26 protein-coding genes are annotated in these 19,719 nt (G+C 64.7%); 12 read left to right on the forward strand and 14 right to left on the reverse strand.

The window, feature by feature from the left end:
- Positions 1-9 precede the first annotated feature (9 nt).
- The 5 genes from Q0949_RS09465 to Q0949_RS09485 all read right to left on the reverse strand — a co-directional run bounded on the left by Q0949_RS09465 (position 10) and on the right by Q0949_RS09485 (position 4,739).
- A complete protein-coding gene (locus tag Q0949_RS09465; protein WP_299370935.1) occupies positions 10-1,482 on the reverse strand; it encodes a TRAP transporter large permease in 1,473 nt (490 codons plus the stop codon).
- 1 nt (position 1,483) lies between these two features.
- Positions 1,484-2,068 (reverse strand): TRAP transporter small permease, encoded by a 585-nt coding sequence (locus Q0949_RS09470; RefSeq protein WP_299370937.1) that lies wholly within the window; start codon positions 2,066-2,068, stop codon positions 1,484-1,486.
- 114 nt (positions 2,069-2,182) lie between these two features.
- Positions 2,183-2,695: a flavin reductase family protein gene (locus tag Q0949_RS09475; protein ID WP_363323269.1), complete on the reverse strand. Its 513-nt coding sequence runs from the start codon at positions 2,693-2,695 to the stop codon at positions 2,183-2,185.
- On the reverse strand, positions 2,695-3,585 hold the full coding sequence (locus Q0949_RS09480) for an aldo/keto reductase (protein ID WP_299370939.1): 891 nt from the start codon (positions 3,583-3,585) through the stop codon (positions 2,695-2,697). Before Q0949_RS09480 ends, Q0949_RS09475 begins: the two co-directional genes overlap by 1 nt.
- A complete protein-coding gene (locus tag Q0949_RS09485; protein WP_299370941.1) occupies positions 3,585-4,739 on the reverse strand; it encodes an LLM class flavin-dependent oxidoreductase in 1,155 nt (384 codons plus the stop codon). Before Q0949_RS09485 ends, Q0949_RS09480 begins: the two co-directional genes overlap by 1 nt.
- A gap of 100 nt (positions 4,740-4,839) precedes the next feature.
- On the opposite strand from Q0949_RS09485, the gene Q0949_RS09490 reads away from it, so the two are divergent.
- From Q0949_RS09490 to Q0949_RS09500, 3 genes are read left to right on the forward strand one after another with little or no spacing between them, the layout of a single operon-like run.
- On the forward strand, positions 4,840-5,550 hold the full coding sequence (locus Q0949_RS09490; protein WP_299370943.1) for a GntR family transcriptional regulator: 711 nt from the start codon (positions 4,840-4,842) through the stop codon (positions 5,548-5,550).
- A gap of 12 nt (positions 5,551-5,562) precedes the next feature.
- Positions 5,563-6,666, forward strand: a complete 1,104-nt coding sequence (locus tag Q0949_RS09495; protein WP_299370945.1) for a Gfo/Idh/MocA family oxidoreductase — start codon at positions 5,563-5,565, stop codon at positions 6,664-6,666.
- Between the two features lie 57 nt (positions 6,667-6,723).
- Positions 6,724-7,491, forward strand: coding sequence for an FCD domain-containing protein (locus Q0949_RS09500; protein ID WP_299370947.1), 768 nt, complete (start codon positions 6,724-6,726; stop codon positions 7,489-7,491).
- A gap of 66 nt (positions 7,492-7,557) precedes the next feature.
- On the opposite strand, the gene Q0949_RS09505 is transcribed toward Q0949_RS09500, so the two are convergent.
- From Q0949_RS09505 to Q0949_RS09530, 6 genes are all read right to left on the reverse strand, one after another.
- On the reverse strand, positions 7,558-8,121 hold the full coding sequence (locus Q0949_RS09505; protein WP_299370949.1) for a F0F1 ATP synthase subunit B: 564 nt from the start codon (positions 8,119-8,121) through the stop codon (positions 7,558-7,560).
- A gap of 4 nt (positions 8,122-8,125) precedes the next feature.
- Positions 8,126-8,662 (reverse strand): F0F1 ATP synthase subunit B', encoded by a 537-nt coding sequence (locus tag Q0949_RS09510; protein WP_299370951.1) that lies wholly within the window; start codon positions 8,660-8,662, stop codon positions 8,126-8,128.
- A gap of 114 nt (positions 8,663-8,776) precedes the next feature.
- Positions 8,777-9,001, reverse strand: coding sequence for a F0F1 ATP synthase subunit C (locus Q0949_RS09515; RefSeq protein WP_015496525.1), 225 nt, complete (start codon positions 8,999-9,001; stop codon positions 8,777-8,779).
- A gap of 63 nt (positions 9,002-9,064) precedes the next feature.
- Positions 9,065-9,823, reverse strand: coding sequence for a F0F1 ATP synthase subunit A (locus Q0949_RS09520; protein WP_299370953.1), 759 nt, complete (start codon positions 9,821-9,823; stop codon positions 9,065-9,067).
- A gap of 19 nt (positions 9,824-9,842) precedes the next feature.
- Positions 9,843-10,178, reverse strand: coding sequence for an AtpZ/AtpI family protein (locus tag Q0949_RS09525; protein ID WP_299370955.1), 336 nt, complete (start codon positions 10,176-10,178; stop codon positions 9,843-9,845).
- Positions 10,179-10,363: 185 nt separating this feature from the next.
- The gene (locus tag Q0949_RS09530) at positions 10,364-11,263 is read right to left on the reverse strand and encodes a LysR family transcriptional regulator (protein ID WP_299370957.1); all 900 of its coding nucleotides are present in this window, start codon (positions 11,261-11,263) and stop codon (positions 10,364-10,366) included.
- Positions 11,264-11,373: 110 nt separating this feature from the next.
- Between Q0949_RS09530 and Q0949_RS09535 the strand changes: the two genes are divergently transcribed.
- The 3 genes from Q0949_RS09535 to Q0949_RS09545 are packed head-to-tail and all read left to right on the forward strand — an operon-like array spanning position 11,374 to position 12,903.
- Entirely contained in the window at positions 11,374-11,583 is a 210-nt protein-coding gene (locus tag Q0949_RS09535; protein WP_299370959.1) for a hypothetical protein, read from the forward strand.
- A gap of 38 nt (positions 11,584-11,621) precedes the next feature.
- Positions 11,622-11,963: a metalloregulator ArsR/SmtB family transcription factor gene (locus Q0949_RS09540; protein ID WP_299138509.1), complete on the forward strand. Its 342-nt coding sequence runs from the start codon at positions 11,622-11,624 to the stop codon at positions 11,961-11,963.
- Positions 11,941-12,903: a glycosyltransferase family 61 protein gene (locus Q0949_RS09545; RefSeq protein ID WP_299370961.1), complete on the forward strand. Its 963-nt coding sequence runs from the start codon at positions 11,941-11,943 to the stop codon at positions 12,901-12,903. Before Q0949_RS09540 ends, Q0949_RS09545 begins: the two co-directional genes overlap by 23 nt.
- On the opposite strand, the gene Q0949_RS09550 is transcribed toward Q0949_RS09545, so the two are convergent.
- Together Q0949_RS09550 and Q0949_RS09555 are read right to left on the reverse strand one after the other, a co-directional pair.
- Positions 12,900-13,790, reverse strand: a complete 891-nt coding sequence (locus Q0949_RS09550; protein WP_299370963.1) for a DMT family transporter — start codon at positions 13,788-13,790, stop codon at positions 12,900-12,902. The genes Q0949_RS09545 and Q0949_RS09550 overlap by 4 nt on opposite strands.
- On the reverse strand, positions 13,787-14,668 hold the full coding sequence (locus Q0949_RS09555) for a LysR family transcriptional regulator (RefSeq protein WP_299370965.1): 882 nt from the start codon (positions 14,666-14,668) through the stop codon (positions 13,787-13,789). Before Q0949_RS09555 ends, Q0949_RS09550 begins: the two co-directional genes overlap by 4 nt.
- A gap of 117 nt (positions 14,669-14,785) precedes the next feature.
- Between Q0949_RS09555 and Q0949_RS09560 the strand changes: the two genes are divergently transcribed.
- Positions 14,786-15,358 (forward strand): NAD(P)H-dependent oxidoreductase, encoded by a 573-nt coding sequence (locus Q0949_RS09560; protein WP_299370967.1) that lies wholly within the window; start codon positions 14,786-14,788, stop codon positions 15,356-15,358.
- Positions 15,359-15,466: 108 nt separating this feature from the next.
- Complete coding sequence (locus Q0949_RS09565; protein ID WP_299370969.1) at positions 15,467-15,931, forward strand: hypothetical protein; 465 nt, start codon at positions 15,467-15,469, stop codon at positions 15,929-15,931.
- On the opposite strand, the gene Q0949_RS09570 is transcribed toward Q0949_RS09565, so the two are convergent.
- Entirely contained in the window at positions 15,932-16,492 is a 561-nt protein-coding gene (locus Q0949_RS09570; RefSeq protein WP_299370971.1) for a DinB family protein, read from the reverse strand.
- Between the two features lie 263 nt (positions 16,493-16,755).
- Here Q0949_RS09570 and ffh point away from each other — a divergent pair, with 263 nt between their 5' ends.
- From ffh to Q0949_RS09590, 4 genes are read left to right on the forward strand one after another with little or no spacing between them, the layout of a single operon-like run.
- On the forward strand, positions 16,756-18,258 hold the full coding sequence (gene ffh / locus Q0949_RS09575; protein WP_299370973.1) for a signal recognition particle protein: 1,503 nt from the start codon (positions 16,756-16,758) through the stop codon (positions 18,256-18,258).
- Positions 18,255-18,587 (forward strand): NIPSNAP family protein, encoded by a 333-nt coding sequence (locus Q0949_RS09580; RefSeq protein WP_299370975.1) that lies wholly within the window; start codon positions 18,255-18,257, stop codon positions 18,585-18,587. The genes ffh and Q0949_RS09580 overlap by 4 nt, the downstream gene beginning before the upstream one ends.
- Positions 18,584-19,105: a GNAT family N-acetyltransferase gene (locus Q0949_RS09585; protein ID WP_299370977.1), complete on the forward strand. Its 522-nt coding sequence runs from the start codon at positions 18,584-18,586 to the stop codon at positions 19,103-19,105. Before Q0949_RS09580 ends, Q0949_RS09585 begins: the two co-directional genes overlap by 4 nt.
- Positions 19,102-19,629, forward strand: a complete 528-nt coding sequence (locus Q0949_RS09590) for a GNAT family N-acetyltransferase (RefSeq protein WP_299370979.1) — start codon at positions 19,102-19,104, stop codon at positions 19,627-19,629. Before Q0949_RS09585 ends, Q0949_RS09590 begins: the two co-directional genes overlap by 4 nt.
- Positions 19,630-19,719: the final 90 nt, after the last annotated feature.

The raw sequence follows: 19,719 nt of genomic DNA on the forward strand, positions 1-19,719 counted from the left end.
TTATAGCTCTTAGTTCGCGAACCCCGTCAGGCGGGGTATCGTCATTGAAATGGCCGGCACGTAGGTGATCAGGAAGATCACCGCGATTTCGATGGCCAGGAATGGCAGGATCGCCTTGGCGATGGTTTCGACCTTTTCCTTGCTGACCGCCGCGGCGACGAACAGCACAAGGCCCATGGGTGGCGTGGCCAGCCCCACGGTCAGGTTCACCGACATGATGATGGCAAAGTGGATGCTGTCGACGCCCAGATCGGTGAAGATCGGCGCGAGGATGGGCCCGAGGATGATGATGGCGGGCCCTGCGTCGAGGAACATGCCGACGATGAACAACAGCAGGTTGATCAGGAACAGCAGGATCAGCGGGTTTTCCGACAGGGTCAGGATGTAGTCGGCCAGAATCTGCGGCGCGTAGGACAGCGACACGACCGTCTTGAACGCCATGGCCGCCCCCACCAGCAGCAGCACCACGGCGGACGTCAGGCCCGCACGGCTGAGGATGTCGGGCAGGTCCCTGAGCGACATCGTGCGCAGGACAAAGAACGCCACGAACACCGCATAGGCCACGGCGACGGCGGCGGCCTCGGTGGGGGTAAAGACACCGCCCAAGATACCGCCCAGGATCAGCACGGGCGTTTGCAGCGGCACGATGGCGCGTTTGCAGATGGTGCGGAAATCGGAACTGACCTGCGTGCGCAGCGCCAAGAGCAGCGCGTGGGCCACGGCCACGGCGGCGAGGAACGTCACCCATGTCATCAGGCCCGACGTTTCGGGCAGCGGTGCGATGACCCAGATCAGCAGGCCGATGTTCAGACGCGCCAGCGCGAAGCTGACCCATTTTTCCAGAGCGCCCAGTTCGACGCCGTCAAACTCCACCCGCTTGGCGGCGGGCAGGTCGTATTTGTCGGCGGTGACGCGGATCATCACCATCAGGCCGACGCCCACGAGGATGCCCGGCACGATGCCTGCAAGGAACAGCGCCGCGACGCTTTCGCCCATGACATAGGCATAGATGATCATGATGCCCGAGGGCGGGATGATCGGGCCGATGACGGAGGAGGCGGCGGTGATGGCGGCGGCGTAACGCCTTGTGTAGCCTTCCTTTTCCATCGCGGGGACCAGCATGGAGCCGAGCGCGGAGGTGTCCGCCACGGCAGAGCCCGAGAGGCCTGCAAAGAGGATCGAAGACAGCACGTTGACCTGTGCCAGCCCCCCGCGCAGGTGGCCCATGAGCGCCTGTGAGAACTGCACGAGGCGGATGGTGATGCCGCCCTTGTTCATCAATTCTCCGGCCAGCATGAAGAACGGGATCGCCATCAGCGGAAAGCTGTCCATGCCGTTGTAGACGTTGCGGTAAAGGAGGGTGATGTCCTTTTCCTGACCGTTCAGCCACAAGAGCAGACCGGGGGCTGCCAGCAGGCCGAAGAACACCGGCAGGCCGATCAGCAAAAAGAGCAGGAAGAGAGGCAGAAACCAGATCAGCATATCATTCGCTCCCCGCGGCCATGTCACCCAGATCGAGATCGGGCAAACGGTCGCCGCCGCCCAGGAATGTCACGATGCTGCGCAGGATCAATTCGATGTTCACGCTCAAGAGCAGGACCACACCCACAAAGAGCGAGAGCATCATCCAGCTGCGCGGCACCCGGAACCAGCCGTCAAAGGTGGGCAGATAGAGCGATGCGGTGGCAAAGCGGCCGCCAAAGCCGGTGACCTCTTTGAACCCGATCTGGACGGCCACGATCAGGATGGCGAGCGAGATCAGGAGGAGGACGAGGCCCAGCAGCGCCGCGACCCGACTGGACAGAAAGCCCGAGATCATGTCGAGCGCCACGAAACCGCCGCGCCGGAAGGCGGTGGGCGCCATCAGGCCGGTCATCCACAACATGCAGAAACGTGCGGCCTCGTCCGGCCATGGCAGGGCATTGTTGAAGATATAGCGGGCCACGACCTGTATCAGGATCGCGGCCACCATGAAGGCGATGGCGGCAATACCTATCGCGCGCCCGAACTTGAGCACGAGGGCGTTCACCCAGCTGAGCGGTGCAAGCACCGTCAGTAATAAGCCCATTGCGGGCCCTCCCTTTGTCGGTCGCCCGGCAGTTTGTTCTGCCGTGGCCCATTTTCCGCTTTCACCCCGCGGGCGGGTCTTTCTTTCGCCCTACGGGCGGGTCTGGGGCCTGTCCTAACTGGACAGGCTGCCGAACTGGCCGGCGAAGAATGTGAGCGGCTGTCCATCGCGCATTTCGGTGCGCTGGACCTGGCCCACGATGATGACGTGGTCGCCCGCGTCATGTGCAGCCACCCTGCGACATTCGAACCGCGCAAGGCAATGATCAATCAACGGCACTCCATCAGCGTTAAGCGTGTGGGGGTGGTCGTTCAGCATGTGGGCGTTGCGCGCGGCGAGGCTGCACACGTCCTGCTGTTCTGCCGCCAGCACGTGGATCGCGTAATGGTCCGCCGCCTCGAAATAGGGAAAGCGGCGCGCGCCGCGGTCGACGGACCACAGCACCAGTGCGGGATCCAGCGACACGGACGAAAAGCTGTTGGCGACAATGGCGACGGGGCCATCCGCGCTGGGGGCGGTGATGACCGTGATGCCGGTCGCGAATTTGCCGAAGGCGTCGCGCAGCTGGCGGCTGCTGTCGGCGTCGGGGGAAAACACTGTCGGTTGGTTCGGGCTTTGCATTGTCATCAGGCCACCTCGTGTCCAAGCGCCGCCTCGTAGAGACGGAACCATGTGGGTCGGTCGAGCGCCACATTGGTCGCTGCGCCGATGTTCTTGATCCGGTCGATGTTGTTGGTGCCCATGACCGGGATGATATGTGCGGGATGCGCCAGCAGGAACGCGGTCGCCACGGCGGCGCGGTCCACGCCATTGGCGCTGGCAATTTCGTCCATGACGGCGTGCAGTTTGTCGCCGCCCGTCATCAGCCCGCCGCCACCCAGGGGCGACCATGCCATGAGAGGTTGGCCGTGCTGTTGGTGAAAGGCCAGATCGCCGTTGGTGAAGGGGTCGATCGCGCTGAGCGAAATTTCGATCTGGTTGGTGACCAGCGGGGTTTTCATCGCCGATTGCAGCAGGGTCCAGTCCCAAGGGCGGAAGTTCGACACGCCGACCGCACCGACCTTTCCGCTCGCCACGGCCTCGTCCAGCGCGGCACCGGTTTCATGGTGGTCCATGAACGGGTCGGGGCGGTGGATCAGCAGCAGGTCGATGTGGTCGATGGCCATGTCACGCAGGGAGTTTTCCACCGACTGCATGATGTGGGCGCGGGAGGTGTCGTAATATTTGACCGGCGCATCGGCATAGCGGCCCACGGGCGCCACGATGTCGCATTTGGTCACGATCTCCATCTTGGACCGCAGGCCGGTGTCGGCGCGCAGGGCCTCGCCCAGCACGGCCTCGGCCACGTAACCGCCGTAGATGTCGGCCTGATCGAAGGTGGTGATGCCCTGATCGAGGCAGGCGTGGATCTTGGCCTGCACATGCGCCACGGACGTGTCCGTGTCATCGGCCAGACGCCACATGCCATAGACGATGCGGGAAAAATTCAGGGTGTCGGATAGTTGGACGCGGTCCATTAGCGGCGCTCTCCTGCGGCAAGGGGTGTTGCAGGTGCCTGTGCGGGCACCCGGCCATAAGCATGGGGCAGCGAACAGGTTTTCAAGTGCGGCATGACGCGCGCGCCGAAATGTTTTGCCTCGTCGATGTGGGGGTAGCCCGAGAAGATGAAGGCGCGGATGCCCATTTTCTGGTACTCTTCGATCTTGGACATGACCTGATCGGTGGAGCCGACAAGGGCGGCACCGCAGCCCGAGCGCGCCCGGCCCACGCCGGTCCAGAGGTTTGGCTCGACATAGCCGAACTTGTCCGCCAGTTCACGCGCCTTGGCCTGATGCGCGACCCCGAGGGAGGTCGAGTCCAGTGCGCGGTCGCGGATCAACTGGCCGTATTCGTCATCCAGTTTCGACACGATGTAGTCGGCGTATTCGCGGGCCTCGGCCTCGGTGTCGCGGACGATCATGTGGACGCGCAGGCCGTAATCCAGCGTGCGGTTGTATTTCTCGGCCACGGCATTCACATCGCGCATCCGCCCCGCCAGATTTTCCTGTGGTTCGGGCCACATGAGGTAGACGTCGCAGTGTTGGCCGCAAAGCTCGAGCGCGGAGGGCGAGTAGCCGCCGAAGTACAGGAGCGGGCCACCGATCTGGTAGGGGCGCACGGGGTCAGTGGTGAGGCCGGAGAAGTTGTAGACCTCGCCAGCGTAGTTGATCTCGTCCTGCGTCCAGGCCTGTTTCAGGATTTCGACCACCTCGCGCGAGCGTTGGTAGCGGTAATCGCTGTCGGCCTTTTCACCGGGGAAGTCGGACGAGATGATGTTGACCGTCAGCCGCCCCTGCAACATGTGGTCGAGCGTGGCGATGGTGCGGGCGAGCATGATGGGCTGCATCTCGCCACAGCGGACGGCGGCCAGCAGGTTGATTTTCGACGTGATGGGGGCGCACCCGGCAACAAAGGACAGCGTATCTTGACCGACCTGATAGGAGGACGGGCAGAGGATGTTGCGGAAGCCTTGGGCCTCGGCCTCTTTCACGATGTCGGAGCAATGCGCCCAGGACGAGCGCAGATCGCCATCCGGCACGCCGAGGAATTGATAGTCGTCCGAGCAGAGCGCCGAGAACCACGACACTTCGGCCGCGTCGAGGTCTGGGGAGGTGATGGGGACGACAGTCATCTTCGGTCTTTCATTCGCTTCAACTTGCCCCTTGCGTAACACTGTCATTGATGTAGATCAATGGTGTATCAATTTTCAAAACGCCGCGTCGCCCCGCCCTATGACCAGCCCCCGCCAATCCCCCCAGTCGCTGCCGATCTATGTGCAGATCGCCGAGCTGTTGACGCGGGACATCGTGGCCGGGCGGCTGATTGACGGCGAACGGTTGCCGCCCGAGCGGGACATGGCGGCGGAGCTTGGCGTGAGTGTCGGCACCTTGCGCAAATCCCTGCGGGATATGGGCGAAAAGGGTCTGATCGAAAGCGTGCAGGGTTCGGGCAACTATGTGCGTGCGGGCGGGGATACCGGCACTGTCTACGCGATGTTCCGGCTGGAACTGCTGGAGGGCGGCGGCCTGCCGCGGGCGCAGGTCCTGTCGGTGGATGTGATGGACAAGCCCGCCGATCTGCCAGCGTTCGGCACGGCGACACGGGCGACTCGCATCCGGCGCTTGCGGTCGCTGAATGACACAATCATGGGCGTCGAGGAAATCTGGCTGGATGCGGATGCGGGAATCGTGTCGGAGGCGACGATGTCCGAATCCCTTTATGCCACCTATCGCAAGGATCTGGGCCTGTGGATCCAGCGCGCCGAGGACCGCGTGTCGCTGGGTCCGGTGCCGGACTGGGCACCGGATGCCTATGGCCCGCGCCCCGGCGACACTGTGGGGTATATCGAGCGGCTGTCCTGGTCCGACGCCCCCGCCCCCATCGAATTTTCGCGCACCTGGTACGATCCGGCCCGCGCGGTTTATGTCCAACGACTGAAGTAAGGAACGCCACCCATGGCACAGCACATCACCTATGGCATCATCGGATGCGGCATGATGGGGCAAGAGCATATGCGCAACATTGCCCTGTTGCCTGACGCCACCGTTGGCGCATTTTTCGAGCCGGACGACGAGATGGCAGCGCGTGCCCTGGCGATTGCACCCGCCGCCACGCGGGTTGGATCGGTGGCGGAGTTGCTGGCGGTGGAAGACCTGGATTGCCTGCTGATCGTCAGCCCCAATTTCTGCCACGTCGCACAGATGGAAGAGATCGCGGCCACGCGCCCCCTGCCCCTGCTGGTGGAAAAGCCGCTGTTCACCGACCCCGAGGATGTGGCCAAGCTGGCCGCGTTCCGCGACAGCTATCCCCATCCGGTCTGGGTCGCGATGGAGTACCGGTATATGCCCGTGGTCACGGAATTCCTGACCAAGGCCGCGGAGGCCACGGGTGGCATCAAGCAGTTCAGCATCCGCGAGCACCGCTTTCCCTTTATGGAGAAGGTCGGCGACTGGAACCGGTTCAACCGGTACACCGGCGGCACCTTTGTCGAGAAATGCTGCCACTTCTTTGATCTGATGCGGCACGGGTTGCAGGCCGACCCGGTGCGGGTCATGGCTTCGGCTGCGCAGGCGGTGAACCATCTGGACGAAAGCTATGGCGGCGAGGTGCCGGACATCATCGACAGCGGTTACGTGCTGGTTGATTTCGACAGTGGCGCGCGGGCGATGCTGGAGCTGTGCATGTTTGCCGAAGGTTCGGCCTATCAGGAAGAGCTGTCGGCGGTGGGCCCTGTGGGCAAGATCGAAGCCTTTGTGCCCGGTCCGGGGCGGTTCTGGCCCGAACATCTGGGGGCAGCACCCGTGGCCAAGCTGGTCACCTCGCCGCGCCATCCGCAGGGGCCGGTGGTGCATGACATCCCCGTGGACCCAACTTTGCTGGATGCGGGCGATCACAACGGATCGACGTTCTATCAGCACCAGAAATTCGTGGCGATGGTGCGCGGGGACGGCACGCCCGAGGTGACGCTGGCCGATGGCTGGGCCGCCGTGGCCATGGGGATCGCCGCGCAGGAGAGCGCGCGCACCGGACAGGCCGTGGACCCGCGCCGCTGGATGTAGATTGCGCCCACGCTGAATTGGTCATACAAAATGACCAATTCAACCAGTGGAGCGCCGATGCCCTTTCGCCCTGTGCAACCGGAAAAGCTGTCTTCGGCGGTGATCCGTCAGATCGAGCAGTTGATTTTGCGCGGTATTCTGCGCCCGGGTGAACGCCTGCCGCCCGAACGGGAGCTGGCCGAGCGGATGGGCGTGTCGCGCCCGTCCCTGCGCGATGCGATCGGCACCTTGCAGGACAGCGGGTTGTTGGCCACGCGGCCCGGTGCGGGCATTTTTGTCGCGGATGTGCTGGGGTCGGCCTTTGCGCCCGCGTTGACCGAGCTTTTTGCCCGCCATGACGAGGCGGTGTTCGACTACCTGAGCTTTCGCAGGGATATGGAGGGGCTGGCCGCCGAGCGCGCCGCGCGGCTGGCGTCGGATACGGATCTGGCCGTGGTACAGGCCGTCTTCGAAAAGATGGAGGCCGCCCACCCCAAGCGCAACAGCGATGAAGAGGCGCGGCTGGATGCGCAGTTTCACATGGCGATCATCGAGGCCAGCCACAACGTGATCATGCTGCACATGATGCGGTCGATGTACCAGTTGCTGCGGGACGGCGTGTTCTACAACCGGCAGGTCATGTTCAAACAACGCACGACGCGGCAGGCGCTGCTGGATCAGCACCGCGCGATCAATGCGGCGTTGCAGACCCGCGATCCGGAGGCCGCGCGCAGTGCGGTGCATGACCATCTGGATTATGTGGAACGGGCGTTGCGGGATCAGGTCAAGGCCGACCGCAACGAGGACATCGCGCGGCAGCGGCTGGATCACGAAACAGGCACCTGACGCGGCGCACGAAAAAACCCGGCGCAGGGGCCGGGTTTTCTATGGTTCTGTTGCGGACGCGTGGCGTCAGTGCAGCTTGGCTTCGACCTCGGCGATGGCGGCGTCGATCAGCTGGTTGCCGTTGGCGGCGGTCATCTGGTCGGCGATCACGTCGCGGGCGGCCTGAACGGCCACGACAGCGGCGGTGTCACGCACCTCTTTCACGGCACCGGCCTGGGCCGATGCGATCTGGTCCTCGGCTGCGGCGACACGGCGCTCGATAGAGCGGGCGAGGTCGGCACGGGCCTGATCGGCTGCGGCTTCGGCGTCGACCTTGGCCTGCGCCACGATCTTGTCCGCCTGTTCCTGCACTTCCTGTTGCTTGCGCTTGTAGGTTGCCAGCAGGCTTGTCGCCTCTTCGCGCAGGGCGCGGGCCTCGTCGATCTCGGACTGGATGCCCTTGGCCCGGTCGTCCAGCATGCGCGACAGCATGCCCGGCACCTTGAAATACATCAGGACGCCGATGAACAGGATGAACGCCACCAGCACGATGAAGTCGGTGTTGGCCAGGCTCAGGAACGGACCCTTGGCCGCCAGCGCGGGGCTGGCCAGCAGCGTCAGTGCGGTCGCGGATGCAAAGATGTTGCGCATGTGCTTACCCTTTCATCCGTGTGTCGACCGCAGCGGCGATCTTGGCGGCGTCGGCTGTGCCGCCCATGGCGGCGACGATGTCCTGCGCGGTGTCCTTGGCCACTTCGGCCACGGCTTCCATGGCGCCGGCGCGAATTTCGGCAATGGCCTTTTCGCTTTCGGCGGCCTTGGCTGCGATTTCCGCGTCGGCCTTTTCGATGGCGACGTCCAGGTCGGCCTGGATGGCGGCCTTGGTTTCGCCTGCGATGCGCTGTGCCTCGGCGCGGGCATCGGCCAGCGCCTTGTCATAGGCCGCTTCGGCGGCTTCGGCCTGGGATTTCAGATCCTCGGCCGCGGCAATGTCATTTGTGATTGTGCCCTGGCGTTCCGCCAGAATGGCCGCGATCCGTGGCAGGGCCACGCGCGACAGCACGAAATAGATCGCGACAAGCGTGATCAGCAACCAGAAGACCTGGTTGTCGAAAGTGCCAATGTCGAGTTGCGGCATGCCCGGAGGGGCGCCTACTGCAACTTCGCCCAGGGCGTTTGTGTTCTCTGCCATATCGGTCGTTCCTCTGGAGTGGCCCGATATGCCGGGCCGAAATGCGAAGCCGTTACATTGGGCAGCGTGAGGGTGTCACGCCGCCCAACCGTAAGGAATGCGTCTCAGAGTGACTTAGACAGCGAACATCAGCAGCAGAGCGACGAGGAACGAGAAGATCCCCAGGGCTTCTGCGAAGGCGATGCCGATGAACAGAGTAGCAGTCTGGCCGGCAGCAGCCGACGGGTTGCGCAGGGCGCCGGCGAGGAAGTTGCCAGCCACGTGACCAACACCGATGGCGGCTGCGCCGGAACCGATTGCTGCGAGGCCTGCGCCGATGTGTGCGAGTTCACCTTCCATGAGAATTCTCCTTACGATTGGAAGTTTGATGTTCGTAGGGTGGGCAATATGCCCACCAAACCTTTAGTGATGCGGGTGCAGTGCGTCCTTGAGATACACGCATGTGAGGATCGTGAAGACGTAGGCCTGGATGGCCGACACCAGCACTTCGAGACCGTAGATCGCCATGACGCCGATGATCGCGACGGGCGCAATGGCCGCCACCTGGGCAAAGCCCGCGAACACCTTGAGAACGGCGTGACCGGCCATCATGTTGCCCGCCAAACGAATGGAGTGGCTGACCGGACGGACGAAATACGAGATGATTTCGATGATCGCCAGAACCGGGCGCAGCGGCAGCGGCGCGCTGGACACCCAGAAGAGGCCGAGGAAAGACGCGCCGTTCTTGACGAAGCCGAGGATGGTCACGGCAAAGAACACGCCAAAGCCCAGAATGGCCGTCACGGCGATGTGCGACGTGGTGGTGAACGACATCGGAATCAGCCCGAGGAAGTTGGCGCAGAGGATGAACATGAACAGTGTCATGATATAGGGGAAGTACTTGATCCCGTCCTTGCCGGTCACGTCCTCGACCATCTTGTAGACAAAGCCGTACATCAGTTCGGCGATCGACTGGCCACGGCCCGGCACCACGGCGCGCTTGGACGTGGTCAGGACCATCAGGCCGATGATGGCCAGAACGGCCAGTGCAAGCCACAGGGTCGCGTTGGTGATGGTGTACCAGTGAACCGGGTCGCCAACATCGCCAAACAGCGGTTTGACGATGAACTGATCCATCGGGTGAAATTCGAGGCCACCGCCACCTTTTGCGTCGTCTGCCATCCGGCTGTCTCCACTTGTCTCACCCGTTCGGGTGGGTCTCGTCCTCGGCCATTTCGGCCGCTTGTCGGCTCTGCACTTCTTCGGCGCTGCGCATCATCGTTTTGACGCCGGCCGCGAAGCCCAGAAAAATAAACACGATCATGAACCATGGAGAGGTGCCAAAGATGGCGTCCAGCCCGTAGCCCATGCCAAACCCGATCCCCAGACCGGCCACCAGTTCGATCACCATACGCCAGGCGAGTTGGGCCTGAGAGTGATGATCCGGCGTGCGGGGTTTGGGGGCGTGCACCTCTTTGACGGCGTCGATCCGGGCGCTGAGCGCCTCCATCTTGGCCTTGTTGTCAGGGTCGGTCACACACCTTCGTCCCGCAATTTGGATTACAGGGTGGATATGTCGGGTGGGGGCGTGAGTCAACGCGCTGCTTGTTGCGTGGGGTATGGTGTTAGGTCTTTGTTTTCTTGCATATTTTTGGAACAATGAAGATGGGCGACACCGCGCCGCACCCTTGGTCAGGGGCGGATTGCGGGGCTTTGGCTTATTCAACCGTTTGGTTGATTTTCTGCGCGGCGCAGCGCCTGTGTGTGGTCGAGCAGCCATGTGCGGACCTGGCGCACGGCCTTGCGCCGTCCGGCCTGACCGCTGGTCAGCAGGTGAAAGGAGCCTTGACGGAAGCCCACATCCGACACCCGCACGAGGCGACCTGCGGTTTCGTCGAGGTGGGTGCCGTCGGACGCGCCAAGGTAGATCCCCGCCCCGTGCACCGCCGCCTCGAGTGCGAGCGCCGCGCGCATCCGCCAGGGCGGGTCGGGCACGGCGACGTCGAAACCCGCGATGCGCGCCCAGTCGATCCATATGTTGGGGCCACGGTCGCGCAGGAGGGGGCGTTCGGTCAGGTCGCTTGGGCGCAGGGTGTCGTCCGGCAGGTATCCCGGCGCAGTGAACGGATAGATCGGCGCATCGCTCAGCAGATCCGAGGGTTGGTCGAGGCTGCCGGTCTTGGCGTAGCGGATGGCGAGGTCGGCCTCGTAGCGGTCGAGGTCGGCCAGTTCGTTGGAGCCGACCAGCCGCAGGTCGATGCCCGGCAGATCCTTTTGGAACCTGGCCAGCAAGGGGATCACGATCTTGGTGGCGAAGACCGGTTCGCTGTTGACCACGACCCGCCCGGCGGGGGCGTCGGCGAGCCCTTCGGTCGCCTCGCCGATCACGTCGAAGGCGGGGGTGATGCGCTGGAGATAGTGGCTGCCCTCGGCGGTGAGGGCCACGCCGCGGGCGGCGTCCCGAAAGAGGTGCACGCCCAGCCGCGCTTCGAGCCCGCGCACGTGGCGGCTGATGGCGGAGTGGCTCACGCCCAGTTCGTCCGCGGCGCGGCTGAAGCTTTCGTGGCGGGCGGCGGCCTCGAAGGCGCGCAGGGCGTTGAGCGGGGGCAAGGTGCGGGACATGTGATGGTGACCTGTGCAGAAAACGCACAAGAGATGTCAGGGAACTCTGTTTGTGGCAAGGGCTGTGTTTGGGCATGTTGGGCGCATTCCTCAACCCAAAGAGGCCTTTCATGCTTATCACCCAACAAAACGCGCTTTTACGCGCCCTGTCGACCTGTGCTAAAATCTTGCGCCGCTTGCGGCCTGCGGCAACAGTCAAAGGCACCGCCTTGCCGCCGATGACCGACCATATCGCCCGCGACATCGGGCTGACGCCGCATGAGCGGGCGTTGATGTCGCATCACTGGCCGTCGCGCGACAGCAGGCACCCGTTTCTGTGATCGCTTTCCCTTGGCGCGCGCGCCCGGTATGACGGGGCATGGCCGATCCGCTCGACACTGTGTTTTCTGCGCTTGCCGACCCGACGCGGCGGGCGATCCTGACCATGCTGCTGGAGGATGACATGGCCGTCACGGATGTGGCGGAGCCGTTCGAGATGTCGCTGGCCGCGATTTCGAAGCACCTGACGATCCTGACGCGCGCGGGCCTGATCACGCAGGAAAAGCGCGGGCGGGTGAAATGGTGCAAGCTGGACCCCGACGCGATGCGGGCGGCGTCCGTGTGGATGCAGGGGTTTGGCCAGTTCGAGCCGGTGAACCTGGATGCGTTCGAGCGGTTTCTGGCCGCAGAGCTGCCGCATGATCCCGCCGCTGACGGATGACCTGCCCGACCCGCGCATCCGTGTGGTGCGCGGCGCGGTGGTGGTGCCGGATCAGGGGGCCGATCTGGTGCCGCACGGTGTGTTCGACAGTCGTGGCGCGTTCCTGCCCCTGTCGCGGGCGCGGTTGTCGCGCGGGCGGGTCAGTGCCGTGCCCGAGGCGCGCGCGGTCGAGGACCATCTGCCCGGCACGCATCTGTATATGGGGTGCAGCCACACGCATTTCGGTCATTTCCTGCTGGAGGGGATTGCGCGCCTGTGGGCGCTGGATCATGCGGAGATGCGCATTGACGGACTGGTCCTGCCCGCGCGAGGCGACATGGATATGGAGCACAACCTATCGCACAATCTGGGGCCGGTGGTGGCGCGGCTGTGCGATGGGCTGCCTGTCCGCATCCTGCATGTGCCGACGCGGGTGGACCGTCTGGTCCTGCCCAGTGCGGGGTTTGGGCATGGGCCGTGGCTGGCCGGGACGCCCGCGTTCCGCGCCTTTGTCGCCAAGCGGTTTGCGCAGATCGAGGTGGACGGGCCGGAGCGGCTGTACCTGACGCGGGGCCGGTTAAACCGACCCGATCAGTTGGTGGACCGCGAGGACGAGATCGAGGCGATGATGGAGGCGGCGGGGTATTTCGTCTTTGCGCCCGAAAAGTTCCATTTCGAGGTGCAGTTGGGCGTGTTTCGCGCGGCGCGGCAGATCGTCGGGCCGGACGGATCGGCCTTTCACCACCTGCCTTTTGCCATGCGCGGGGATGCGCGGGCGGCGGTGTTCATGCGGCGCAACCGGCCCGAGGTGTTGGGGTACCTTGCGCGGCAGATGGAGGGGTTTGCCGATGTCACCCCCACCACGATTGACCCGCGTGTGCGCCCCTTGCCGCGCACGACGCCTGCGCCGCTTGATCTGGATGTGCTGCGGGACAAGCTGGCCGATGCCGGGTTTCTCTAGCGGGCGCTGTCCTCGTCCCGCAGGAGCATCAGCAGCGCCACGATGGTCAGGGCCACACCGGCAAGCACCAGCGGCCCCGGCACGCCGTTGCCCAGCGCGATTTCCCAGCCGATCACCCATGTGGGGGTGAGGTAGGTGTAGGCCATGACCTTGGCCGAAGGCAGGCGCAGGGAGGCAAATTGCAGCAGGACGAAAGTGGCCGCGCTGGCAAAGATCGCGATGTAGATCAGCGTGATCCAGACGATGCCCGGCAGGGCCGCCCATTGTGTCGCGCGCAGGTCACCCCAGCCATAGACCGTGAGAATCAGTGCGCCCGCGAGCAGGGTGCCGAGGGTGAAGACCACCGCGCTTTCGCCGCGGTTGAGCCGGCGCACCAGCGGGGTGTAGACGGCGTGGGCGACGCAGCCGAAGAAATAGATGACCTCGCCCCGACCCACGGCAAAGGCCATCAGCGCCGAAATGTCCGCGCGAAAGATCACCCAGAGCGCGCCCGTGGCCCCGATGGCCAGCGCCAGCGCCATGCGCGGGGTTGTGACCTGTCGCAGGAGGAGCCAGCCAAAGCCGCCCGCGAGCACCGGCGTCAGGGTAAAGACGGCGGCGGCGCTGACCGGGGGTGCGGTTTTCAGCCCCTCGAACATCAGGACAAAATACGTGGCAAAGAATCCGCCCAGCAGCAGGTAGCGCCATGGGGCGGCCAGCGCCGACCGGGGCACGCCGCCGCGCGCCCAGGCCACCGCGCCGATCACGCAGGCCGCGATGCCGAACCGTGCGGCATTGAGTGCCGCGGGTGCGATTTCATTGGCCGCCAGAGACCCGAGCGAGAACGACCCCGCCACGAGGGCGGAGAAGCACAGCATCGCCAGGTGGCCCTGAAGCGCGGGGGTCACAGCACCTGCCAGTTCTTGGACTGATCCTTGAGATAGGTCAGGAAGGCCTGCACCTTGTTGGTGCGGTGCAGATCCACGTGGGTCACCAGCCAGAGCGGCGCGGACCAGTCTTCGCGCGGGGGCATGATTTCGACCAGATCCGGGTTGGCGCGTGCCTCGAGCACCGACAGGAACCCGATCCCCGCCCCCGCCAGCACCGCCTGTTCCAGCGCACGCACGTCCGTGGAGCGGAAGGTGATGTCGTCCTCGCTCACCTGGCTGCGGAGCCATTTGTGGAAGGGCGCGCGGTTGTCGGCGGCGTCGTGGCTGACAAAGCGGTGGCCGGTGCAGGTGGCGATATCGCCGGGGTGTCCGTATTCGGCGACATAGCCCTTGGTGGCGTAGATCCCCATCGACTGGCGCACGAAAGGCTGCACGACATTGTCGGGCTGATCCGGCGCGTTGCCTGCGCGGATGGCCACATGCGCCTCGCCGTATTCCAGCCGGAACAGCCGGTCGCCGGTCAGGTAGCGGACGACCACATCCGGGTGCATCCGCTGAAATTCGGTCAGGACCGGGGCCATGCGCGGGGCCATGTTGACCAGCGATGTGACCACCAGTTCGCCCGACACTTCGGTGCCGCGGCCCTTGATCCGGCCCACCAGCTGGCTGAACTGATCATCCGTCGCCTGCGCCACGCGAAACAGGTCATCGCCCGCCTCGGTCGCGGTATAACCGCGCGCGTGCCGTTGAAAGAGTTTGACGCCCAACCGCCCCTCGAGCGCATCGATATGGCGGATGACCGTGGCGTGGTGCACGCCCAAGACATCTGCCGCCCCGCTGACCGTGCCCATTCGGGCCACCTGATACGCGGTCTTGATCTCGTCCCAATTGTCCATGTGTGACCTGTACTGTGCAATTCCAAACAGATGCTGTTGAGTTTCAGCAATTGCGTTCGAATTTGCAAGGGCCAATTGTCACCGCAGACAGACACAAATCCCAAAGAGGACCCGACCATGACCATTCTGCATATCGACAGCTCTGCCCGTACCGAAGGCTCCGTTTCCCGCGACCTGTCGGCCGACATCGTTGCACAGCTGGGCGGCGACGTGATCCGCCGCGACCTGACCGAAGCCCTGCCGCAAATCACCGAGACCTGGGTGAACGCGAACTTTACCCCCGCCGATGCGCGCGACGCGGCACAGCGCGACACGCTGGCCCTGTCGGACGCGCTGGTGGTCGAACTGGAGGCCGCCGATACGGTGGTGATCGGCCTGCCCGTCTATAACTTTGGGGTGCCTGCGGCGCTGAAAGCGTGGATCGACCTGATCGCGCGGGCGGGCCTGACGTTCAAATACACCGAGAACGGCCCCGTGGGCCTGCTGGAGGGCAAGCGGGCCATCATCGCTGTCGCCACGGGCGGCACACCGGTGGGCAGCGACATCGACTTTGCCACCGGTTACCTGCGCCACGTGCTGGGGTTTGTGGGCATCACGGAGGTGGACGTCATTGCCGCCGACCGTGTGATGGCCCAGGGCGCCGAGGCCATCGCAAACGCCAAGGCCGAGATTGCCAAACTGGCCGCCTGACACGCCTTTGGGTACTGCCACCACTCACCTGCCCCCGCCCGATTGTGGCGGGGGTTTTTCGTTGCGCCCGCTTGTTGTGGCCCTGTGCGGGGCATTAGGCTGGGGGCCATGACCGTGTTGCGCAACATGCCCCAGCAATTGATCCTCGCCCATGCGCCCTGGCTGCTGGGGGGTGGGTTGATCGTTTGCATGGTCGCCTGTGCGGCGGCGGGGCTGGCGTTGATTGCCGGGGGCGAGACGGCGGGGCTGTTGACGGTGATCTTTGGCGCGGGCGTGCCGTTGGGGATCTTTGCGATGGCGGTCAAGCGGGATCAGGTGATTTTCGATGCCACAGCCGGGACGGTCACGGTCCAGCGCCGCACCCTGCTGGGCTATCGCAGCGCCACCCACCCCTTGGCGGTCGTGCGGCGGGCCGAGGTCGAGGCGTTTTCCGATACGGGCCGCGCGACGCTGACCTTTCACGACACCACCCCGCCCTATCCGCTGGTCGAGGCGTACCACTCCGGCAACGGCCCGCGCCAGACGGCAGCGGCGATCAACGACTGGCTGCGCGCCTGGCGGCGGGGTGGCTGATCAGCGTCCGGCCCAGATGTCGGCCTCGGTCACGCCCATCTCGGTGAAATCGGGCGCGCGCAGGGACGCGTCGGCGTCCCAGCTCATATAGAATTCGTCCAGTTGCGGCGGCGGCACGTCTGTCATGCTGAGCAGCCCATGCACCTGGCCCCGGTGGTGGATCTGGTGCTGGACCAGATGCAGGAAGGTGCGGTCAAAGCGGTCTTCCTGCGCGCCGCTGTCGCGCAGCATGCGCACGGTGCGGGCCGGGTCGGACAGGGTCGCGTCCTCGGTCACGGCAATGAGGCGGCGATCCACGTCGCGCTGTGCCGCGCGCAGGGCCGAGATATCCGGACAAGGCACCGGATCGGCAAAGGCCTGCGGCCCGACACAGGCCCCTTCGAGCGCGGAGACATAGAACCAGTCGACAATCAGGATGTGGTTGAGCGCTGCGATGATGGAGCCAAAGAACGACGGCCGCGGCGCCGACAGCTCCGCCGTGGGCAGGGCCGCGCAGCTGCGCAACAGGCGGTGATTGGACCACGCATTGTTGTAGGCCTGCGGCGCAAATAGGTCCGACATCGATTGCCTCCTGTTTTCGCGCCACCCTAGCCCGCCGATCCGGGCCACGTAAACGGGCGCACCCTTGACTCTGCGCGCGCACCCGCCTAATCCGCGCACAATACCCGGAAGCGTCATACCTTCCGGTCCCTTGGATCTGTTCCGGGATCGCCCTCCGTCAGCGCGTTGCGCCCACGGGGGCCATCGTGGTTTGGGCCATTGGGTTTCACGCCGCCCGCACTTAGGTGAAGGCATAATGTCAACGGTCGAAAGGATGCAGGCCCATGTTTGAAAATCTCTCCGAACGCCTCTCCGGTGTGTTCGACCGGCTGACCAAGCAGGGCGCGCTGAGCGAAGAGGACGTCAAGACTGCCCTGCGCGAGGTGCGTGTGGCCCTGCTGGAGGCGGACGTGTCCCTGCCCGTGGCGCGGGATTTCGTCAAGGCGGTGCAGGATCAGGCGACCGGTCAGGCGGTGACCAAATCCGTCACTCCCGGCCAGCAGGTTGTCAAGATCGTGCACGATGCACTTGTTGACACGCTCAAGGGCGAGGGCGAGCCCGGTGCGCTGAAGATCGACAGCCCCCCTGCCCCGATCCTGATGGTGGGTTTGCAGGGCGGTGGTAAGACCACGACAACCGCCAAGCTCGCCAAGCGCCTGACTGAGCGCGACGGCAAACGCGTGCTGATGGCCTCGCTTGACGTGAACCGTCCGGCAGCGATGGAACAGCTCGCGATCCTCGGCAACCAGATCGGTGTCGACACCCTGCCCATCGTCAAGGGCGAAGACCCCGTCGCAATCGCCAAGCGCGCCAAGACCCAAGCCAGCATGGGCGGCTATGACGTCTATATGCTCGACACCGCCGGGCGCCTGTCCATCGACGAAGAGCTGATGACGCAGGTCGAACAGGTCCGCGACGTCGCCACGCCCCGCGAAACGATCCTCGTGGTCGATGGCCTGACCGGTCAGGACGCGGTGAACACGGCGCAGAACTTTGACGACCGTATCGGCATTTCGGGCGTGGTGCTGACCCGGATGGACGGCGACGGGCGCGGTGGTGCCGCCCTGTCCATGCGTGCCGTCACCGGCAAGCCGATCAAGTTCGTGGGCCTGGGCGAGAAAATGGACGCGCTCGAAACCTTCGAACCCGAGCGGATCGCGGGCCGCATCCTCGGCATGGGCGATATCGTCAGCCTTGTCGAAAAGGCGCAGGAGACCATCGAGGCGGAACAGGCCGAGCGCATGATGAAGCGCATGGCCAAGGGTCAGTTCAACATGAACGACCTGCGCATGCAGCTGGAACAGATGATCAAGATGGGCGGCATGGAGGGCATGATGGGCATGATGCCCGGCATGGGTAAACTGTCGAAACAGGTGGCGGATGCGGGCTTTGACGACAAGGTCCTGAAACAGCAGATCGCCATGATCCAGTCCATGACCAAGAAAGAGCGCGCCGCCCCCCAGATCCTGCAAGCCAGCCGCAAGAAACGCATCGCGCGCGGCTCGGGCATGCAGGTCAGCGACCTCAACAAACTGCTCAAGATGCACCGCCAGATGTCGGACATGATGAAAAAGCTCGGCAAGGGCAAAGGCGGCATGATGAAACAGGCGATGAAAGCCATGATGGGCAAAGGCGGCGGCATGCCCGACATGGGCGGCATGGATCAGGCGCAACTGGAAGCGGCGGCCAAGCAGCTGGGCGGCAAGATGCCCGGCGGTTTGCCGGGTCTGGGTGGCGGCATGCCCCTGCCCCCCGGCCTTTCGGGGTTCGGCAAGAAAAAGAAATGATCACCGCGCTCATCACATATGTGATCGACCCCGCAAAGGTCGATGCGTTCGAGGTCTACGCCCGCGCGTGGATACACCTCGTGAATCGCATGGGCGGCACGCACCACGGCTATTTCCTGCCCTCTGAGGGGGCCAACAACAAGGCGTGGGCGATGTTCTCGTTCCCGTCGCTGGCGGCCTACGAAGTCTACCGCAGCGAGATGGCACAGGACGGCGCGTGCCAGCGCGCCTATGCACACGCGCAGGCGACCGGCTGCATCCTCAGCTTTGACCGCACGTTCACCCGCCCCGTTCTGGACGGCGCCACGGTCGAGGAGCTGGGCCTGTGACCGCCATCGCCCCCACCCTGACCACGGATCGGCTGACACTGCGCGCCCATGTCATGGACGACTTTGCGCCGCTCTATGATCTGTTCGCATCCGACCGCGCAAAGTACATGGGCGGCCCGGTGGACGCTAAACAGATGTGGTACTGGATCGCCGCCGAAGTGGGCAGCTGGCAGCTCAAGGGCTTTGGCAGCTGGGGGCTGATCCGCAACAGCGACGGCGCGTTCATGGGCCAGGTCGGCATCAACCAGCCGCACCACTTCCCCGAGCCTGAGCTTGGCTGGGTCCTGCTTGAAGACTACGAGGGGCACGGCTACGCCGCCGAAGCCGCGACGCTGGCGCGCGATTGGTATTGGGCCAGCTTCGATGCCGACACACTCGTCAGCTATATCACCCCCGGCAACACACGGTCCGAAGCGCTTGCCACCAAACTCGGGGCGACTGCGGATGAAAACGGGCCCTGGCCCGAAGGCGAAGATGCAGCCGAAACCACGGTTTACCGGCACCGGAGGACGGCATGACCACCCTCACCGGCACCCCCATCCTGCGCACCGAACGGCTGACCCTGCGCGCGCCCATCGAGGCCGACGCGGACGCCTTTGTCGCCTATTTCGCAACCCAGCGGTCCGAATTCACCGGCGGGCCCAAGACACGGCGCGACGCATGGAACTTCTTTGGCACGGAACTCGGCCACTGGGTCATGCGCGGCTTTGGCATGTTCACGGTCACGCGCCACGGCGACGACACCCCGCTGGGCATTGTCGGCCACTGGTACCCGCTGGGCTGGGCCGAACGCGAAATCGGCTGGGTCCTCTTTGACCCAAAGGACGAGGGGCAAGGCATCGCCGCAGAGGCCGCCAAGGCCTGCATCGCCCACGCCTTTGGCCCGCTGGGCTGGGACACCGCCGTCAGCTATATCGCGCCCGGCAACGTGGCCTCGATCCGCCTCGCGGAACGGCTGGGCGCACAGCGCGACGATGACGCGCCGAAACCGGAAACCACCAACCCTTGCCTCATCTACCGCCACCCGAGGCCCGCAGCATGACCGCATCGCAACCCCTCCGCCCCCAACGGGCTCACGGTGCAGCCGCCGCCAGGATCGTGTCGCGCGTCAGCGCGCCAATTGGATCAAACC

It is taken from the genome of uncultured Tateyamaria sp., from assembly GCF_947487805.1.
GTDB lineage: Bacteria > Pseudomonadota > Alphaproteobacteria > Rhodobacterales > Rhodobacteraceae > Tateyamaria.

What these genes read in the sequence shown, in the direction of transcription:
- Q0949_RS09570 (WP_299370971.1), bottom strand. Translation starts at nt 16,492, where the DNA reads ATGTCGGACCTATTTGCGCCGCAGGCCTACAACAATGCGTGGTCCAAT.
- Q0949_RS09470 (WP_299370937.1), bottom strand. Translation starts at nt 2,068, where the DNA reads ATGGGCTTATTACTGACGGTGCTTGCACCGCTCAGCTGGGTGAACGCC.
- Q0949_RS09505 (WP_299370949.1), bottom strand. Translation starts at nt 8,121, where the DNA reads ATGCGCAACATCTTTGCATCCGCGACCGCACTGACGCTGCTGGCCAGC.
- Q0949_RS09485 (WP_299370941.1), bottom strand. Translation starts at nt 4,739, where the DNA reads ATGACTGTCGTCCCCATCACCTCCCCAGACCTCGACGCGGCCGAAGTG.
- Q0949_RS09565 (WP_299370969.1), top strand. Translation starts at nt 15,467, where the DNA reads ATGACCGTGTTGCGCAACATGCCCCAGCAATTGATCCTCGCCCATGCG.
- Q0949_RS09520 (WP_299370953.1), bottom strand. Translation starts at nt 9,823, where the DNA reads ATGGCAGACGACGCAAAAGGTGGCGGTGGCCTCGAATTTCACCCGATG.
- Q0949_RS09590 (WP_299370979.1), top strand. Translation starts at nt 19,102, where the DNA reads ATGACCACCCTCACCGGCACCCCCATCCTGCGCACCGAACGGCTGACC.
- Q0949_RS09510 (WP_299370951.1), bottom strand. Translation starts at nt 8,662, where the DNA reads ATGGCAGAGAACACAAACGCCCTGGGCGAAGTTGCAGTAGGCGCCCCT.
- Q0949_RS09530 (WP_299370957.1), bottom strand. Translation starts at nt 11,263, where the DNA reads ATGTCCCGCACCTTGCCCCCGCTCAACGCCCTGCGCGCCTTCGAGGCC.
- Q0949_RS09465 (WP_299370935.1), bottom strand. Translation starts at nt 1,482, where the DNA reads ATGCTGATCTGGTTTCTGCCTCTCTTCCTGCTCTTTTTGCTGATCGGC.
- Q0949_RS09475 (WP_363323269.1), bottom strand. Translation starts at nt 2,695, where the DNA reads ATGACAATGCAAAGCCCGAACCAACCGACAGTGTTTTCCCCCGACGCC.
- Q0949_RS09580 (WP_299370975.1), top strand. Translation starts at nt 18,255, where the DNA reads ATGATCACCGCGCTCATCACATATGTGATCGACCCCGCAAAGGTCGAT.
- Q0949_RS09480 (WP_299370939.1), bottom strand. Translation starts at nt 3,585, where the DNA reads ATGGACCGCGTCCAACTATCCGACACCCTGAATTTTTCCCGCATCGTC.
- Q0949_RS09540 (WP_299138509.1), top strand. Translation starts at nt 11,622, where the DNA reads ATGGCCGATCCGCTCGACACTGTGTTTTCTGCGCTTGCCGACCCGACG.
- Q0949_RS09495 (WP_299370945.1), top strand. Translation starts at nt 5,563, where the DNA reads ATGGCACAGCACATCACCTATGGCATCATCGGATGCGGCATGATGGGG.
- Q0949_RS09555 (WP_299370965.1), bottom strand. Translation starts at nt 14,668, where the DNA reads ATGGACAATTGGGACGAGATCAAGACCGCGTATCAGGTGGCCCGAATG.
- Q0949_RS09515 (WP_015496525.1), bottom strand. Translation starts at nt 9,001, where the DNA reads ATGGAAGGTGAACTCGCACACATCGGCGCAGGCCTCGCAGCAATCGGT.
- ffh (WP_299370973.1), top strand. Translation starts at nt 16,756, where the DNA reads ATGTTTGAAAATCTCTCCGAACGCCTCTCCGGTGTGTTCGACCGGCTG.
- Q0949_RS09535 (WP_299370959.1), top strand. Translation starts at nt 11,374, where the DNA reads ATGCTTATCACCCAACAAAACGCGCTTTTACGCGCCCTGTCGACCTGT.
- Q0949_RS09500 (WP_299370947.1), top strand. Translation starts at nt 6,724, where the DNA reads ATGCCCTTTCGCCCTGTGCAACCGGAAAAGCTGTCTTCGGCGGTGATC.
- Q0949_RS09545 (WP_299370961.1), top strand. Translation starts at nt 11,941, where the DNA reads ATGATCCCGCCGCTGACGGATGACCTGCCCGACCCGCGCATCCGTGTG.
- Q0949_RS09490 (WP_299370943.1), top strand. Translation starts at nt 4,840, where the DNA reads ATGACCAGCCCCCGCCAATCCCCCCAGTCGCTGCCGATCTATGTGCAG.
- Q0949_RS09560 (WP_299370967.1), top strand. Translation starts at nt 14,786, where the DNA reads ATGACCATTCTGCATATCGACAGCTCTGCCCGTACCGAAGGCTCCGTT.